Origin of the sequence: Photobacterium sp. CCB-ST2H9, from assembly GCF_023151555.2 — a bacterium.
Lineage (GTDB): Bacteria > Pseudomonadota > Gammaproteobacteria > Enterobacterales > Vibrionaceae > Photobacterium.
In genome coordinates this window covers 824,018-842,600 of sequence record NZ_CP100426.1, presented here as the reverse complement: position 1 = coordinate 842,600, position 18,583 = coordinate 824,018, and the positions used below count along the sequence as shown (strand labels likewise).

Sequence of the window (18,583 nt, the reverse complement as noted above, 5' to 3'; positions counted from 1 at the left end):
TTGTAGTTCTCAACTTTCAGGAAATTATATATTTTTATTTCTTACCGGGTTATTCACCCCGTTAACTCTCGTCAGTAAGGACGGCTGGGACTTTTTATGTTTATATCGCGTAACTTGAACCGGTGGAGGCAAATATCGCTTCTACTGTTTTGTTCTTTCTTTTCTGCGCTCAGTATTGCTGAAACTGAGTCTGAAAATAAGCAGCAGGCACCGGATGTTTTGTTTGTTGGCAGCGGACCTTTAGTCCCGCAGTCTGACGATCAGTCGATTCCGATTAACTTTATTAACCTGAAACATGTGGATGTCGAAATTCTGAAGGTGACGGAGCCGGGTCAGCTGCTCAACCGTCATTATATTCAGGACAAAATGTCCAGTTACGACCTGGACCACATGAACCATGCGTTCCAGAGTGTATTTTCCGACCGCTATACATTGCCGCCCAGCGAAAAGGACGTCCAGACACCGGCAAGGTTACCCATCCCGCATTCATTGCCTTCAGGGTGGTATGTCGTGGTCGTGAAAGCGCCGGGTATGTTTTACAAAGTGAAAGCCAAGCATATGTTGCTGACGGACGTGGGCATTCAGGCACGAATTCATCAGCATCAGGCATCATTCTCGCTGGCACGCTTGTCTACAGGTGACGCTGTTACTCAGGGCGTGGTTGAGATTTACCGGGATAATAAACGGATCGAACGTCAGCCGGTTAATCAGCACGGTGTCGCCACGTTCGAGATGAAAACGGAACGGGAAGACATTGTGATTGCCCGGGTGAAAAGCACCAACGATGCGGGCATTGAAAAAGAAGAAATGGCGATTCTGCCGCTACGTGAAGCGCCGCTGGATTTGGCTGAGAGTCAGGTCGGCGGACGTAAATTTCAGTCTGCAGAAGCATACATTTACAGTAACCGCGATTTGGTGAAACCGGGTGAAAGCCTGCCGCTGAATATCCTGTTACGGGATATGGATGGCCGCCAGCTGGCCGATCGGCCGATTACGCTGACGGTGATGAATCCATGGAACGAAGAAATTCTGAAAGAGCAGCTGGAACCACAGGCGAGTGGCTATTATTTCCGCCAGCTGGAAACCGAGCTGAACTGGAAAACCGGACGCTATCGTGTGGAAGTCCGGTTGGATCCGACGGCGAAAGCACCAATCAGTGAGCTGGCTTTCCAGTTAGAGGAATTTGTCCCTGAGCGGATGGATCTGACTTTTGACTCTCCGGCTGAGTTTGTATTTGCCGGACAGACAAATGATGTGAATCTGAACGGACGCTATCTGTTCGGAAGCCCGGCTGCCGGCAACCGCCTGAAAGCGGCGGTCACGTATCAGCCGGTTCAGACCATACCGGGTAAATATTCCGATTTCGTCGTCGGTGAATCCTTCACGCTGGATACGGATTACGCACAGCTGGAAGAGCAGACTTTATCTGACGAAGGCCGTCTGCTGGTGAAGTTACCGACGCCTGCACCGGAGAAACTCAAAAGCCCGGTGAAAGTGGTTGCCAACTTCAGTCTGCTGGAATCCGGCGGTGCCGCGGTGCAGCGCAAACTGAAGTATGTCTCATGGAAAAACACATCTGTTCCCGGGATCAAACCTGAGTTCGTGAGTGTGCCGTATAACAGCGATGCTTTGTTCCAAATCGCGTTGCTGAGTGCTGACGGCCAGTCGCTGATCAAAGGTCAGCTTGAAGTCACCATGGATTACGATCAGGGTCCTTATTACTGGATCTATGAAGACGGGATTGGCTGGGAGCGCAAAAAGCAGGATCGCTGGAAACGGATGTCGACTCAGACGATTCAAGTGGGTCAGAATCCGGAGCCCATGGTCTTCCCGACCCGCTGGGGTGATTACCGCCTGACGGTGAAAGATACCGCCACGGGTGTTTCGTCGACCTATTCATTCTATGCCGGCTGGTATGACGGCAATGAGCAGATCAAAGCGAAGCCTGATCATCTGGCAATCAACACGGACAAAGCGGCTTACCTGGCTGGTGAGCAGGCCAATGTCACCATTACTGCGCCGGTAAACGGCAATTTGCTGGTCACGCTGGAAACGGATCAGCTGGTATGGTCTGAAAGCTATCCGGTGCAGGCCGGTGAAGTGACAATTCCGGTACCATTGGATGCCTCCCTGGCCCGTCACGATATTTACCTCACCACGACCTTAACCGGGAATGATGGTCAGACGCCGAAACGTTACTTTGGAATTCGTCCGCTGAAACTGGATCGGACTGATCGCAAGCTGACGGTTTCGCTGACTTTACCGGATTTGATTAAGCCGTCTGAGACACTTTCTGTCCCGGTTACGATTGAACATCTGGATCCGAAGCAGAGCGGTGAGACCTGGGTGACTCTGTCGATGGTGGACAAAGGGATCATCAACCTGAGTCGTTTCGAGCCGGTTGATCCGCACGGTTATTTCTTCGGTCAGCGCCGTTACAGTGCAGATGTCGTTGATATGTACTCACGGCTGTACGATCCGCGCCCGAATCCGTTTGCGCAGTCCCGTTTCGGTAGTGATGCCAATAAAAAAGCGGACAACAAGAATGACGGGCTGGTTGAAAGCAAAACTGTCATTCTGATGAGCAAGCCGGTGAAAGTGGTGCAGGGGAAAGCTGTGGTTGACATGGTGATCCCGGATTACAACGGCGAAGTTCAGGTGATTGCCACAGCCTTCAATGGCGCTCAGGTGGGTCAGACGGTTTTGGATAAACCGGTCAGTGCGCCGGTAGTCGCTGAGCTCAGTGTGCCCCGCTTCCTGGTGCCGGGTGATATCTCGACGGTAACGGTTGATCTGCACAACGTGAGTGGTCACCCGCAGACACTAAATGTTGCGCTGAACCTGAGTGAAACACTGGCTGCACAGGGACAACTGACGCCTGAGCCGGTCACCCTCAAACACGGCGCGCACTGGAGCCAGAGCTTCAGTTTCCGCGTGTCGGATGCCATATTGACTGAACGTGCCCAACTGGCACTGACCGTGAGGAATGATGAGATTGATATCGATCGTTCCTGGGAAGTACCGGTCCGTCCTGTGATGCCATGGGTCACTCAGGTGCAGTCGGTTCTGCTGCAGAAAGGGAAAGAATACAAAGCCAGCGAGGGCTTATGGTCAGGAATGGATGTGGTGCAAAACAGTATGGGTCAGGCTTATTTCAGCCGGACGCCTGTGCTGAACCCGGAAGAACATGCACGCGGTCTGTTCCGTTACCCGTATGGCTGTGCCGAGCAGACCACCAGTAAAGCCTGGCCGTTCCTGATGGACGCGCCGGAGCTGAATCGCTTTAAAGCCAAAGTGCACCAGTCTGACCGCATCAGTCATGCTGAAAGCATCTCGCCGGATGAAGCAGACAAACGTGTGGTTGAAAAAGCCGTTCAGCGTCTGAAAACCATGCAGAAAGCCAATGGCGGTTTCTCGCTGTGGGACAGCAGCGGCCATGAAAACCCATGGCTGACGGCGTACGTGGCCGATTTCCTGAATACGGCGGAACAGCGTTTTACAGGAGTTGTGCCGGAATCCATGTTGAACCGGGCGAATAACCGTCTGCTGGTTTATGTCCGGAACGATTCACTGACCAGTGATCTGGCTTATGACAGCCAGTCTGCCAAAGTAGCCCGTGCCTATGCCGCTTACCTGACCAGCAAGCAGGGTAAGCTGAAATGGAGTGATCTGGATAAGATGAAGCTGTCGGACCTGCCGACTCAGCTCAGCTACCTGCAACTGGCCGCCAGTTATGCCAATGTGGGTGCGAGTGATGAAGCTGAAGACATGCTGGATGATATCGGCCGTTTCAGCCGGGAATACCGTTACTACGGTGATTACGGTTCTGATCTGCGTGATGTTGCCAAGTCTGTGCTGATTCTTGAAGAAATGTCGAAAGATAAATCAGTGAAGCGTGAAGCACTGGAACTTCAGGCCAAAAACCTGGAACGTTTGATTGGTTTGTCACAGACACGCTGGATGAGCACGCAGGAACGCTCTGCGCTGGTTCAGGCGTCTGTACTGGCAAGTGCAGCGAATCGTGAGCAAATGTTCAATCTGGCTTTCAATGATCAATCGGTCAGCCACAAGGGAACATTCAGCCAGCCCCTGACATCCGATCTGGTGATTCGCAATCTGGATCAGTCACCGGTTTATGTCAAAGTCATGGCGGAAGGTTATCAGAAACTGGATCGCACGATTGCCAATCAGGCGAGTCGCTTCAATACCCTGAACGCTGAGAGAGTCACGCGTCAGTGGTATCAACCGAATGGGCAGCCGCTGGCGTCTAACAAAGTGAAAGTGGGTGACCGGGTCGTGGTCGTTCTGACCGTTATTCTGCAGGAACAGATCAATGATGCGCTGCTGGTGGACAAGATTCCGGCTGGCTTCGTGCTGGAAAACCCGGCACTGAATCAGGGGCTGCCAATTGAACGGATGCTGCCGGAGAAAGTGAAACTCGAAACACCAGACCATCAGGAATATCGCAACGACCGGTTTGTTCTGTCTGGCCAGATGTATAAAAAACAGATTTATCAGTACGGCTACGTGCTGCGCGCGGAAGTTCCGGGGACGTTTGCTGTGCCACCTGTGTTTATTGAGTCCATGTACCGTCCGGAAAAACATCTGGCGTACTGGCAGACACCGCAAACCTTTACGGTCGAGCAATAATGGCAATCTCTGAGACGATAACGAATCCATGAAATTGCCGTTCACGACACGCTCATCCCTGCTGAAATTGGCGGCAGGGATGAGCGCCTTTCTGATTTTGATGGCGTGGACACTGAACAGTGTGTTCCCGCTTCCGCCTTTATATCCGGATGGTCCGGCAACTGTGGTTGTCAGCAGGGAAGGTGAAGTGCTTCGCTCTTTCGGTGATCGCCAGGGTGTCCATCGTTACAACGTCACCTTACCTGAAGTCGATCCTTTTTATATTGAGGCGTTGCTGAACTATGAGGATCGCTGGTTTTACCATCATCCGGGATTTAATCCGTTTTCAATTCTCCGGGCTGCGTTTCAGTGGCTGATTCACGGGCATGTCGTTTCTGGCGGATCTACCCTGACGATGCAGGTGGCCCGTTTGCTCGACCCGCATGAACGTTCGGTCGCCGGCAAATTTAAACAACTCTGGCGCGCCCTTCAGCTGGAATGGTATTACAGCAAAGATGAGATTCTGACGCTTTATCTGAACCTGGCACCGTTTGGCGGCAACATCGCGGGTGTAGAAGCGGCAGCTGACCGTTACTTCGCAACCTCAGCCAGACACTTAACGAAAAATGAAGCGGCGCTGTTGGTCGTGTTGCCGCAAAAGCCGTCGCTGTATCGTCCGGATCGCTATCCGGAAGTCGCAAAAGCGATGCGAAATAAAGTCCTGTCGCGTCTTCATGACAGCGGGCTGCTCAAAGAACAGGCATTTCAATATCTTTCCCAGGAACCGGTTGAACTGCGGCAGTCTGACCGGGTTCAGCTGGCTCCCCTGCTGAGCAGGACGTTGAAACAGACTTACCCGGATCAGCATGTCATCACCACCACGATCAATGACACGATTCAGCAACGAGTGGCCCGATTGCTGGTCAAAGTCAAACGTGATTTGCCGGTACACTCGTCAGCAGCCGTATTGGTGGTAGACAACCAGACAACTGAGATTCTGGCTTATCAGGGTTCGGTCGATTTTCAGGATGACAGCCGGTTCGCTCACGTCGACATGACACAGGCGGTCCGTTCACCGGGATCAACCCTGAAACCGTTTATCTATGGCATGGCTATCGATCGCGGCATCATTCATACCGAAAGTTTACTGAGTGATATTCCTTTTACGTTTTATGACTACAAACCACAGAACCTGAATGGCCGGTTTCAGGGAGCGGTCAGTGTCAGTGAGGCCTTGAAACAGTCTCTGAATATTCCTCTGATTCAGGTGTTTAACGCACTCGGTCCGGACGTGTTTGATGCGCAGATGAAACAAGCAGGAATTCAGCTTGACCATGAAAAAGCGAATCTGACGGTAGGTCTGGGCGGGACAGGAACAAATCTGATGACGCTGGCGTCCATGTACCGCTCGCTGGCAATGTCCGGTCAGGTTTCCCCGCTGCGAGTGGTGAAGGGCGGAGCGCAGGCAGTTCCTGTTGCGAACGAGGCGCAGTTGCTGAGCAAAGAAAGCAGCTGGATGGTGTTTCACATGCTCAGCAGCATCAGCGCATCTGATCGGGTAGTGCCCCGCGTGCGTCGCGAAATCGCATGGAAAACCGGTACCAGCTACGGTTATCGTGATTTCTGGTCTGTGGGTGTCAGCCCAGGCTATACCGTGGCCGTCTGGGTCGGCCGACCAGATGCAACGCCTGTGGTGGGGTATCTGGGGGCAACCCGCGCGGCGCCGGTGATGTTTGATGTGTTTGATCAGTTACCGGAAGAGAAACGACGGGTTGAACAGCCGGAGACCGTCATCCGCAAACTTATTTGCTGGCCGGGCGGACGGGCAAAGTCGGCAACGGCAGATGAAGACTGTTTTAATCAGAAATATGCTTTTACCCGAAACGGGCTCACGCCACCCACACTGGAAAGTGATGGCGACTTTGTTCGTCATGATCACTGGCCGGAATCGCTCAGCATCTGGCATCAGCAGCGGAAAATTATCAGCCAGGGACATCCGGAACTGGAAATTGCAATTCAGTCGATCAAGAACGGTCAGCATTATTACCGCTCACAAATCCGGCAACTGAAGCTGGAAAGCAATAAGCCAGCGTCCGAAGTGCTTTGGTATATTAATCATCAGCCGTATGAACAGCAGCAACTGTTATTGGCGGATTATAGTGGCGAAGTCGTCATTACTGCCTGTCAGGGGCAGCAATGTGATCAGCGAAAGATTGTGATTCACCGGTGATGTTCAAAACGGATGTGGCTTCCAAAAGTCCGAATTGCTTTGTTCTGACCGTCAAATTTTCACCGGTAGATCGACAGTTGAAAAAGTGATTTTAACCATACAGAAAATTGAAATGACATCCGGCTGTGCGTTATTGGCGGTGCAGTTCAAGTTTTGTTTTTTCCGTCTTTTACCAATGAGATACCTTTTCAGGGAGAAAACCATTTGTCGCGGAGGTTTGAGGGTGATAAATTCAATGAGCCTTTTTTAACTTTCCCTTATATACGGTCGCCAAATGTGACCAGATTCCAGATAAAAATAAATTTAATCATTCTGTAAAATAGTTGGTAAGTATGACCTTAGACGAGATGATATCAATATTGTTATCTTTCCCTACCAATGTTTTTTTTGTTCCTTTCGCCATCTTTCTGATGATTATGCTGGTGGATCTGGTGTTCAACATTGTTGAAAGTGTGGCACCGGACGTTGATTTTTTTGACGCTGAAAACATACCGGGAGCCGGTTTGTTATTACCGCCGATATTGTCGAAAGTTCCGCTGATGGTGGCGCTTTGTGTCAGCTTCTTTATTGGGACGATCCTGTCTTTTTACCTGAACCAGGGGCTTGCTGCTGTTTCTGAAGCAAGCTGGATGATTGTCATTGAGGTGGTTTCTATCCCGGTGACAGCCTATCTGGCGTTATGGATTTCAGCCTGGTTGCTGAAACCGCTGGCACCTTTGTTTGACAGAAAGAAAAGTTTTGCCAAGGTCGATTTTATTGGCCTGAAAGCCAGAGTTCACAGCAGTGCTGTCAACCAGACTCGGGGTGAAGTGGTGGTTCACCATCAAGGTAATGAATTCTTACTTGATGCCCGTGCAATTGAGCCGGAGACATCAATGGAATACGGCGATGAAGTGATTATCGTCTCACAAGATAAAACAACAAATCATTATATAGTGGCAAAAAATAGCTAAGCATAAGGAGTTGGCTATGCAAATCTCTCCAAGCGTAATATTCATTAGTGCTGGAGTCGGTATATTTTTACTGATCTTAATTTTTCTCACAACACGATATAAAAAGGTCCGTGGTGAAGGTGATGCATTGATCGTGAATGGTCTGCATGCGACCCGTGCATCGCTGACCGGTACTTTTGTCTGGCCGGTGGTGAACCAGTATGAGTACATGGATATCACCCGTAAAAAGATCTCTGTGATTCGCAGTGGTCGTAAAGATCAGGAAGGTGAAGAGTATGAAGGCCTGCACTGCCGTGACAATATTCGTGCAGACCTGAAAGTTGATTTCTATATCGGCGTGAATCACGAAGAAGAAGATATTGTTCGTGTTGCGAAGCTGTTTACTGCTCATGAAGCCTCGAATATCGAACGTCTGAAAGAACACTTCCAGCCGAAATTCTCTGAAGCCCTGAAAACTGCAGTTAAACAGTTTGAATTTGAAGAACTGCTGACAAACCGTCGTGCATTCCGTGACGCTGTTGTTGATGTAATTGGCAGTGAAATGGACGGTTTCAAAATCTATGACGTGGTTATCGATAAAGTCGACCAGACGTCTTTAGATGCTCACAGCCCGGACAATATTCTGGATGTGGAAGGTATCCGTAAGATCTCAATGATCACGGCGCAGAAGAATACGGAGACGAATGCAATCCGTCAGGATGAGCGCACAACGATCAAGAAGAAAAACGTTGAAGCTGAAGCGAACCGTCTGCAACTGGATAAACAGGAACAGGAAAGTGTTGCCCGTGCGAAGCGTGAGATCGAAATTATCAAGTCACAGGAAGAAGCACTGACTTCTGAAAAGCGTGAAGAATACGAGCGTGTGACGCAACTGGCGAAGCTGGAAACTGAAGAAGAAGTGGCTAAGAAGCGTGAAAGTGTTCAGATGGAAGTCGAAATGACACGCATCGCGAACCAGCGTCAGGTTGCTATTCAGCAGGAAGAGCTGAACCGTGCAGTTGAAACCGAGAAAGTTCGGACTGCAACGGAAGTTGCAGAGAAAGAAATGCTGAAAGAGACGACGGTTGAGGAATCTCTGAAGGCGGTTGCAGAAACCCGTTCTCAGCGTGTGGAAATTGAACGTAAGATTGCCCGCGAAGAGGAAGAAACTGAAAACCTGCGTGTTCATGAGCAAGTGAACCGTCAGAAGCGTGTGACGTTGACTGAAGCTGAAGCTATCGCTGAAGCGAAACAACTGGAGCTGCTGGTCGCTGCGCGTGCAGAGAAAGATGCTGCCCGTGAGAAAGCGGAGCGTCTGCTGATCGAAAACGATGCGGCACTGAAGATCAGAACCCGTGATGCTGAAAATGAGCTGGCTGTGAAGACCCGTGAAGCAGAAGCTGAGCAGATTGTTGCGACCAAGCGTGCTGAAGCTGAATACGTTACGAAAGAGCGTGAAGCAGCTGCGAAAGAGCGTATGGCGAAAGCTGAGAAAGAAATGATCAGCGCGACCGGTCTGGCAGAAGTCGAAGTTGAACGCGAGCGTGCACTGGCGATTCGTGAAGTGGGTGAAGCGGAAGCGTACACACTGCAGACTGCTGGTGAAGCAGAAGCGCAGGCAATGCGTGCGAAAGGTCTGGCAGAAGCTGAAGCTCAGTCTGCCCGCTTTGAAGCAGCACAGCAGTACGATGAGCATACCCGTGAACACGACAGATGGGTGATGCAGCTGCAACAAGAGAAAGAGCTGGAAATTGCACGCATTGATGCGCAGAAAGCTGTTGTGGGCGAAAATGCGAAAGCCCTGGCACAGGCACTGTCTCAGGCTGATATCAAGCTGTTTGGTGGTGAAGGCATGGAGCAAATCCGTCGTACCATCATGGATGCGGCTGCAATGGATGCCAAGTTCGATGAATCTAAAGTGCTGAATCCACTGGTTTCTGAATACATCAAAGGCCAGCGCAGCATGCCTCAGGACATCAAAGATATCCTGGAAAACACAGATCTGAAAAGCAGCGACCTGAGTAATGTCGCTCTGGCCAGCCTGCTGAATTCACAGGGCGGTGCGACTGAGTTACTGAAGAAAATTCAGACCTCTCTGAACACCAAATCAGAAACGAACTCATAATCCACGTCTTTCATCCCACGCGATCCCGCCTCGTTCGAGGCGGGATTGATTAGGTAAATGCATGTCCGAAACAACTCAACAAGCGGTGAGCGAGGGTGGGGCGTACGAAATACTGAAATCCCGTTTATTTCAGCAAGGCAAACAGCTCAAATCCCTTTCGCAGACCTTTAATCAAAATCGTCAGGCTATTTTTGGCGGCCGTGAAAGCCAGCTGGTCGGCAAGGCGAATGTTCAGACCGAAGCCCGCTCGATTCCGATCGATATGGCACAGGTCAATCAGCAACTGCTCTTCGGTTATCAGGTTCACCTTGGCCTGAAATCAGCCCCGTCCCTGCAAGATGTCTTTGGCTTATATCAGCTGCATGAACAGGACGGTACCTTCCGTATCGAACCTCTGCCGCTCGAAAACAGCTTCCTGACCGATTCACGTTTTCTCCACGAATTCACTGAACTCTTCACTTACTACGGTGATGCGCGTCTGACGCAGATCTCTCGCCAGGAAAGCATGCTGTATATTGCGTTCCAGATTGGTATGCGGCCGGAAGACCGGAAGGTGTTTCGTTTCCAGCTGAACGCAAATTCGGTTGAATACCTGGATTCGCTGGGGAATCAGCAACTGGAAAGCGTTCAGCAGCATGATTTCGAATGGATTGCGACCACACGAAATGATCACGTTGCCGGCACGCATCCGCATGTGTCGATTCGCGATAAGCTCTTTGTGGAGTGTATCGGCGGCGATCTGACCATTAAAGTGGAAGACAACACGGATGACGGCAAGGGGATTTACAGTGAAGTGGTGGAGGATCCGCACCAGAGTGTGGCCGATGCCCAGATCGAATACGCCTTTATCGGTGATCTGATTGCACTGAAGATTCGCCCGAACCGTGAAAAGCATTCCCGTTATTTCATTTATAACCCGATCAACCAGTCGGTCACGCGCGCGGATGCATTGCGTCACAGTGCGAAATCGCTGCCGGAAGATCATGGTGTGCTGTACTCCCATGGTTTTGTTCTGGCGAACGGCGAGAGCAAGCAGTTTGACATGCCGTGGCAGCATCTGAAGTTCTTCCAGAAAATTGCTTCACCCAATGGTGAAGACATCCTTTATTTCTTCTTCAATATGCTTGAAGGCCACTATGTTGGCTTTACCTACAACATGATTGAGAAGAAGTTTGCTGCGCCATTGGAAAGCCATGGTTTCAGTTTGTATCCGGATGGCCGGATGCTGGTATTCCAGGCGTCAGAAAATGCGGAAGCGTCGACGATTCACCCGCTGCGCATCTGGGATACGCCATTCTCGACACCGGAATATTATACTGCGCAGAATGCTTCTGCTGATGGTTCCAGTCCACTGTTTAATCTGGGTAACGCTGAGCTGGTCCGCGCATTGTCATCTGTGCTGTCTATTTGCCAGCTGGCGCAATCCGAAGAAGTGACTCAGGTGGCATTTGAAGTGCTGCTGAAAGAGTGTCAGACCACACTGGATCATTATCACTGGCTGAACCATGACTATGCGCTCGGCATGGGTGAGGTGATCAATGTTCTGATGGATACGGCAAACAAAATCATTGATGAGTTTGCCAAAGTACTGCAGATGCAAAAATTTGCATCAGAAAGCCTTGAAGAACATCAGCAAGTGGTGACGGATTTGATTGCGAAAATCAAACTGGCACCCAAAGAACAGGCGAATGTCCTGTTAGGTCTGTTGTCTGATGTGAAAGCTCAGGTCGGTGCGACCATGGCGCTGCGTCAGCAGCATTACATGGACACTGAACGTGTCGATGAAATGCTGGAGCAATTGCAGCATCATCGTGAGCAGCTCAATCAGCATTTGTTGTCGCTGTTGCAGGAAGAAAAAGCGTACCAGCCGTTCAAGCAGCAGATTCATGAAATCGAAGAAGCGCTGGTGACAGTCAGTAAAACGGCTGACATTCAGGCGTTGCAAAAGCAGGTTGAAACGCTCCGCGCTGATTTACAGCTGGTTTCGGAAGAAGTCACGGACATTGAAACCGATGATCCGACGCAGTCAACCCGGATTCTGGATCTGACAACGGAAGTTTCTTCACTGCTGAATGCGGTGTCCGCCAAACTGCGGAACAAATCGCAAAGTCTGCAAAGTGATGAAGCTCAGGCTGAATTCAGTGCACAGTTCAAGCTGTTGGGTCAATCGGTCAGCAGTGCGATGGAGCAGGCGACGACGCCGGATGAATGCGATACTCAGCTGGCAAAACTGGTGGGGCAGCTGGATAAGCTTGAATCACGTTTTGCCGATTTCGATCAGTTCCTGGCTGAAATTTACGCCAAACGTGATGAAATTCAGTCCACGCTGGACAACCACAAGCAGCAACTGATCGCCGCGCAGCAGCGTCGGGTCCAGAATCTGCTGCAGGCTGCCAATGTCACTATGGGCAGTATTGAAAAACGGGTGTCCCGTTTTGACGATGTGAAATCGCTGAACAGTTATTTCGCAACCGATGCCATGGTGCTGAAGCTGCACCAGTTGTCGCAGTCCATTCGCGATTTGGGTGACAGCGTCAAAGCCGACAGTCTGGATTCCCGTCTGAAGTCGTTGCAGGATCAGTCGCTGCGCGCCCTGCGGGATAATCAGGATATCTTTGAAGATGGCGGGAAAGTCCTTCGTCTGGGTCGTCATAAATTCAGTGTGAATCAGCAGGCACTGGATTTAAGTCTGGTCGAACATAACAAGCGGCTTTGTACACATATTTCCGGGACGGATTTCTATCAGCCGATTGAGGATGAAGGATTTCTGAAGCTGCAAGAAATCGCACGCCTGGATGTGTCTTCTGAAAGTGACGTCGTCTATCGTGGTGAGTATCTGGCTTACCTGATGCTATACAGCGCGATGAACAAAGAGGCTGAGCTGTCTCTGGAGATCCTGTATCAGGCGGGCAGAGAAAAGCAGTTGCTGCCAATGGTTCAGCGATTTGCAGCCCCTCGGTACAAAGAAGGTTATGTCAAAGGGATTCATGACCACGATGCAGCCTTGATTCTGCAGCAGCTTTTGCCGACGTTTGAGCAGGCTGGTTTGTTGCGTTTCAGTCAGGCAGCCCGTGCGCATGCTTTACTGTGGCTGATCGCTCAGCCGGAGACAGTACTCGAAAGCTGGGGGCTGAAGGCCAAAAATGCTCAGATGCTGAAAGAGCACCTGAATGCCGCCGACGCATTCAATGATCTGAAAGTTCTGCTGGCAGAATCTGTTCAGGGACCCGCTGCGCTCGAAAGCAGTGATTACCTGATTCGACTGCTGTCCGGTTCGGATGTGCAGATTGAAGTCAGCCAGGATGCTTATGAACTGTGTGAAGATTATCTGCAGTTCCGCCGTAGTCTGGGCTGGCAAGGTGATGAAAATACGCTGGACGTTGCTTTTGTGGATCATCAGCAGTGGCTGGGTCCATATACGCTACAGAAGCAGTATGGTCAGGCCTTTGTGGTGGAAGCAGCAGCGATCGCGGTCTGTAAAACCCACTCAAGCCGTCTGCTGAACAGTGTGGATTTCTCACTGGCTTGCTCAGTTAGCGCTCTGCTGGGCGAACATGACAACCTGGAAAGCGGTAAGCTGACACTGGTTCTGGACGATTTCATTCAGCGTTGTGAGCACCACCGTCGTGTGATTGTGCCGCAGTTTGAGGCCTATCTCAGCCAGCGGACGCATTTGCTCAATCAGGCGAAAGAACAGTTCAGACTGAGCGAATTCAAACCGCGCCCGCTGACATCTTTTGTCCGGAACAAACTCATCAGCGACAGCTATCTGCATCTGATTGGTGATAACTTTGCCAAGCAAATGGGCACCGTGGGTGATAAGAAGCGGACTGACCTGATGGGGATGCTGCTGCTGATTTCACCACCGGGTTACGGTAAGACGACGCTGATTGAATACGTGGCCCATAAACTGGGTCTGGTCTTCATGAAGATCAATGGCCCGTCGATCGGCCATCAGGTGACGTCGCTGGATCCGGCGGACGCTCCGGATCAGAACTCGGCCCGTGAGATTGAGAAAATTAACCTGGCGCTGGAAATGGGGAATAACGTGCTGCTGTATCTTGATGATATCCAGCATACCAACCCGGAGCTGCTCCAGAAATTTATCTCACTTTGTGACGGTACCCGACGGATTGAAGGGACCTGGCAGGGTAAGACGAAAACCTACGACATGCGCGGTAAGAAGTTCGCGGTTGTGATGGCAGGGAACCCGTATACCGAAACCGGTGAAGCATTCCGGATTCCGGATATGCTGGCAAACCGTGCAGATATCTACAACCTGGGTGATATGCTGTCGGATCAGCAGTCTGCCTTCGAACTCAGCTTCATTGAGAACTCACTTACATCTAACCCGGTCCTGGCACCTCTCGCGACCCGCGATCTGAATGATCTGTATCGTTTCGTGAAGATGGCACAGGGTGACGGTGTTGCGCTCAGTGATATGTCGCACTCGTATTCTTCCACGGAAGCCAACGAAATTGTCGCAACCCTGCAGAAACTGATGCAGGTTCAGCAGACGGTACTGAAAGTGAATCAGCAGTACATTCTTTCAGCGGCGACTGCGGATCAGTACCGTGTCGAACCTTCGTTTAAACTGCAGGGTTCTTACCGGAACATGAATAAACTGGCTGAGAAAGTTTCTTCTGTGATGACGGATGAAGAGCTCAATACCCTGCTGCAGGATCACTACCAGGGTGAAGCACAGACGCTGGCAAACGGGACTGAAGAAAACCTGCTGAAACTGGCTGAGTTGCGCGGCAATATGACCGATGCACAAATGGCTCGCTGGGATGAAATCAAGCAGACCTATCAGCGGAAACAAATGATGGGTGATGACAGTGACCGCGCCGGTCAGGTTGTTCAGCAACTGGCGATGCTGAATCAGCATATCGCGCGTTTTGCTCAGCCGGTCAGGCTGGAGGATCTGGAATGAATCAGCAACAATGGCTCGACTGGTTAAGTGACTCATTACAGGATGGTCGTTTAGACGACAACGAACGTCGTGAGTTGCAGGTTTCTCTGATGGAAGCCGGTCTGTCGGATGACGATCGCGCTTACCTTCGGAATCAGAGCTTTAAACTGGCCCAGCAAGCCATTCAGGAAGGGACTTCGTCCCTTTCTGTCCTCCGCTGGCTTGAACGTGTTGTAAAAGTGCTTGATAACACTCGAAATTCGGCGATTGCAGAGGTGGCAACCAGCTGGTTTTCTCCCGGACGTGCCTGTGCTGCCGGCATTATTGAGCAGCTCAGACAAGTCAGAAGCAAAGTGGATATTTGTGTATTCACTATTGCCGATGATGAACTGACCAAACATATTCTCGCTGCTCATGATCGTGGGGTAAAGGTGCGGATCATCACGGATAACGACAAGGTCAATGACGCCGGCAGTGATATTGATTATCTTGCCCGTAAAGGCGTTCCGGTCAAAATTGATACGACGGCGTATCATATGCATCATAAATTTGCTGTGTTTGATGGGATGCGCCTGATTAACGGAAGCTTCAACTGGACACGAAGCGCGTCCAGATATAATCAGGAAGATATCACGCTGACCGACGATCGCCGCTTTTTAACGGCATTTGAGGAACAGTTTGATCAACTGTGGCAGCGTTTCCCCTCTCATCAGCCAACCCAAGGAGGAAGGGCATGAGTCATCTTGTGGAGCCAGTGAAGCAAACGACGGAACAATTGCAGGAAAATGGACCAGCTGAACTGACACCGGACATTGTGGCGTTAGCAGAGCGGTTTGATCCGTTTGATTCGGTGGCGACCATTACTTTTGGTAAGGAAGCACTGGAAAAGATCACCGCGTTTTCTGATCACGTGCTGGAACAGATTCGTGTCCGGGATACGGGCGATGCGGGTGAAATTCTGCAGTCCATGGTGGAATCGATGGACAGTGCAGCGTTTGATCAGCTGAAAGGCAACAGCTTTTTGGCGAATTTACCGCTGATTGGAGAGCTTTTTGATTCATTTAAGAAGTTTTCCCGAAGTTTTGATTCTGTGAAGCAACAGTTGGAGCAGTTGTCTCAGCAACTGGAAGCGCAGGAAGTGAAACTGGCGCATGATATCAGTCAGCTCGATGGGCTCTATGATAATAATCTGGATTTGCTGAAAGGGCTGGAGCAATACATTGCTGCCGGACAATACAAGCTGGATCAGTTAAAAACTGACGTATTGCCTGAACTCCTGACTGCTTCAGAGCAGTCAGGAGATGCACTGGCAGCTCAGAAGTACCGGGATGCCAGTCAGGCTGTCGCCCGTTTGGAAAAGCGCGTACACAATCTGGCGCTGACCCGGATGGCTGCTGTCCAAACCGCACCGCAGATTCGTTTGTCGCAGGAAGGGAATAAAATGCTGATGGAAGATATCCAGGATATCGTCCATAACACCTTCCCACTGTGGAAACGTCAGTTCCTGATCGCGATTTCGAATTATGAGAAAGAAAAAGCCCTGAAAGTGACCCGTGCTGTGAAGGATTACACCAATAAACAGTACGTGAAAAATGCTGAGGGTCTGAAAATACTGGAAGAGCAGATTGCAGAGAACTACCAGCGTGGCATTCTGGATCTTGAATCTTTGCAGGCCGTGAACCAACTGACGATTGAAACACTGAACAATACCTTGTCTCGAGTGAAAGAAGGTCGTCAGCAACGTGAACAAGCCGAAAAAGTGATTGCAAAGGCGGAGCAGGAACTGAAACTGGCGTTGCAGCAGACGTTGGAAAACTGAGTGCAATAGTGAAATCAAATAAAGAAAAACGGCAGCGATTGGCTGCCGTTTTTGTTGTTATCTTTCAACCACCATCTATGGCGGTGGTGATTGCAAATCACTTTGTTTTCTGATGTGTCAAGATCGATAACAATTGTCAGCTGAACATTCAATCCCCACCCGAACTACAGCTGCTACAACTACTACAGCCACCACCACCACCACCGCTGCAGCTTTGGCTGCTGCTGTCACTGTCAAATCCACTGGTGTAATGATAATTGTCATTGGTATCAGACCCATTGCGATAGTCGTTGTCTGTATCGTTGTGACTACTGCTGTCATTGCAATCATCGTAGTTATCGTCATCATCGTCGCCTTCTGACCCATCGCCGTCATCCTCGGAGCAGAGGGGCGTTTTACAATAGAGAAACCACCCGTCCTCATTGGCAGAGTCAATGGTGTTGACATGGATGGATCTTTTCCTTGGGCTGTGGTGATAACAAAACCCATCTTCTATGTTCAGTTGTTCATCAATTGAAAACAGCAGTGGCATTTCCCGTGGATATCCAGGGCTGATTTGCTCGTGGAGACAAATGAATCGCCAGCTTTGTTCATTTCTTAATCTTCGGGAGGCTGTTGTATTGCTTTCCCAGTCGGGCGAGTGGTGGAAGTAACGGCCAAAAGATTTCTGGCAAAAGTGGTGGTAGGTTTTGGTTGCTAAAATGAACTCATGCCAGGCAACATCGACAATTTTAGAAGGCATAGAAATCGCTTTCAGGGGTGTTTGAGAACAAATCAGAAAATAATCTCGAAGTGCTTCAAATACGAGCTCTATTTCGTCATCTGAAAGGTGCGGGTAACAGGCTTTTACCTTTGCTTTGAGTGGCGGCGGGAAACGATATTTTTTTATATGTTCAGTTCTGAGATATGTGGTGGTCTTTATCCATACGTAAGCGATGATACCGAGAGGGATGAGTGTGATGAAGACGAAAATGGAAGTGTTCATTGATTGTTCAAATGCATTTGGCTTTCTGATGTAGTTGAATAGGCGACAGAAAAATCTGATGCTTTAATGAATGGCTGCATTTGCAGAACAATGCATAAATTTGAATGCGATGAGAAACCAGCAACAATTGCGTTGCTGCTTTCTTGATACGGGTGCTCTTTATTTCAGGTGTAAAAATTGTTCGAAGTTTTTCAAGTGTTCTTCTTCTGAAAGGAGATAAATTATTTTAACTCTGTTTCAAGAAGCACAATTTCAGTTGAACCCACATTTTTCACATTATGCGTTTCAGCCTGAGCAAATAAGGTCATACCTTCTTTAATTTGTAGTGTTTTGGCTGGTTTTGCTGAACCGGATGAGCTGAGTTCAAGCAAGCCACCTTTCAGGACGTAGACGGTCCGGTTTGGATAGCGGTGTGTATGCATGCCGGATTCAGTCGCGGGCGGGTAGGTCAGACGTACAACCTGTACACGGTCATTTTCTAACAGGATTTCTTTATGGTCAGATTCGGATGCCGAGTCGCTGAAAGTTGGCAATGACAGCATCAAAAGCAGAATTATATATCTCATGGTCTTCCCTCTGGGCTGAAATTGCTTTTGATTGCGCTCATCATTTAATAAGCAGTTGAATTGAATTTAGATGAATCTTTCAATCAGTTCAATTCCTTCGCCATCAGAACCTGAGATAAAAAGAACTTTTCTGATTGTTGTACCATTATTATGTTTTACTTAAACTCGACCTCTCAATATCTTTACCTCTTTGGACTGTAAAAAACAGATGGAATTTTTTAATGATTGCGCTTCTATCGAAAAATGTGCGATTGTCCCCTGATTTTCAGACTGATAATTCTCGAAAGGAAAAAGTTCCAGGCAAGTCCCGTGACCAATATTGAGTTTGAGGTTGCCCTGTGCGCTGCCCAAATCTGTGTTGGCGGAAAAGCTGAGGATGTCCCGA

9 protein-coding genes are annotated in these 18,583 nt (G+C 49.7%); 7 read left to right on the top strand and 2 right to left on the bottom strand.

The window, feature by feature from the left end:
• Positions 1-96 precede the first annotated feature (96 nt).
• The 7 genes from L4174_RS20385 (at position 97) to L4174_RS20355 (ending at position 16,647) form a co-directional block, all read left to right on the top strand.
• A complete protein-coding gene (locus L4174_RS20385; protein WP_248142049.1) occupies positions 97-4,650 on the top strand; it encodes an alpha-2-macroglobulin in 4,554 nt (1,517 codons plus the stop codon).
• 28 nt (positions 4,651-4,678) lie between these two features.
• Positions 4,679-6,859, top strand: a complete 2,181-nt coding sequence (gene pbpC, locus L4174_RS20380; protein WP_248142050.1) for a penicillin-binding protein 1C — start codon at positions 4,679-4,681, stop codon at positions 6,857-6,859.
• 359 nt (positions 6,860-7,218) lie between these two features.
• The gene (locus L4174_RS20375; RefSeq protein WP_248142051.1) at positions 7,219-7,812 is read left to right on the top strand and encodes a DUF1449 domain-containing protein; all 594 of its coding nucleotides are present in this window, start codon (positions 7,219-7,221) and stop codon (positions 7,810-7,812) included.
• Between the two features lie 16 nt (positions 7,813-7,828).
• Entirely contained in the window at positions 7,829-9,916 is a 2,088-nt protein-coding gene (locus L4174_RS20370) for a peptidase (protein WP_248142052.1), read from the top strand.
• Positions 9,917-9,977: 61 nt separating this feature from the next.
• Positions 9,978-14,849, top strand: a complete 4,872-nt coding sequence (locus L4174_RS20365) for a DNA repair ATPase (protein WP_248142053.1) — start codon at positions 9,978-9,980, stop codon at positions 14,847-14,849.
• On the top strand, positions 14,846-15,565 hold the full coding sequence (locus tag L4174_RS20360) for a phospholipase D-like domain-containing protein (RefSeq protein WP_248142054.1): 720 nt from the start codon (positions 14,846-14,848) through the stop codon (positions 15,563-15,565). Before L4174_RS20365 ends, L4174_RS20360 begins: the two co-directional genes overlap by 4 nt.
• The gene (locus tag L4174_RS20355; protein ID WP_248142055.1) at positions 15,562-16,647 is read left to right on the top strand and encodes a toxic anion resistance protein; all 1,086 of its coding nucleotides are present in this window, start codon (positions 15,562-15,564) and stop codon (positions 16,645-16,647) included. The genes L4174_RS20360 and L4174_RS20355 overlap by 4 nt, the downstream gene beginning before the upstream one ends.
• A gap of 148 nt (positions 16,648-16,795) precedes the next feature.
• Here L4174_RS20355 and L4174_RS20350 read toward each other — a convergent pair whose 3' ends face one another.
• Together L4174_RS20350 and L4174_RS20345 are read right to left on the bottom strand one after the other, a co-directional pair.
• A complete protein-coding gene (locus tag L4174_RS20350; RefSeq protein WP_248142056.1) occupies positions 16,796-17,632 on the bottom strand; it encodes a hypothetical protein in 837 nt (278 codons plus the stop codon).
• Positions 17,633-17,853: 221 nt separating this feature from the next.
• Positions 17,854-18,198 (bottom strand): cupin domain-containing protein, encoded by a 345-nt coding sequence (locus L4174_RS20345; RefSeq protein ID WP_248142057.1) that lies wholly within the window; start codon positions 18,196-18,198, stop codon positions 17,854-17,856.
• Between the last annotated feature and the right edge of the window lie 385 nt (positions 18,199-18,583).

Bases quoted from the DNA above. Each gene is read 5' to 3' on its own strand.
- L4174_RS20385 (WP_248142049.1), top strand. From the start codon at position 97: ATGTTTATATCGCGTAACTTGAACCGGTGGAGGCAAATATCGCTTCTA.
- pbpC (WP_248142050.1), top strand. From the start codon at position 4,679: ATGAAATTGCCGTTCACGACACGCTCATCCCTGCTGAAATTGGCGGCA.
- L4174_RS20370 (WP_248142052.1), top strand. From the start codon at position 7,829: ATGCAAATCTCTCCAAGCGTAATATTCATTAGTGCTGGAGTCGGTATA.
- L4174_RS20365 (WP_248142053.1), top strand. From the start codon at position 9,978: ATGTCCGAAACAACTCAACAAGCGGTGAGCGAGGGTGGGGCGTACGAA.
- L4174_RS20360 (WP_248142054.1), top strand. From the start codon at position 14,846: ATGAATCAGCAACAATGGCTCGACTGGTTAAGTGACTCATTACAGGAT.
- L4174_RS20355 (WP_248142055.1), top strand. From the start codon at position 15,562: ATGAGTCATCTTGTGGAGCCAGTGAAGCAAACGACGGAACAATTGCAG.
- L4174_RS20350 (WP_248142056.1), bottom strand. From the start codon at position 17,632: ATGAACACTTCCATTTTCGTCTTCATCACACTCATCCCTCTCGGTATC.
- L4174_RS20345 (WP_248142057.1), bottom strand. From the start codon at position 18,198: ATGAGATATATAATTCTGCTTTTGATGCTGTCATTGCCAACTTTCAGC.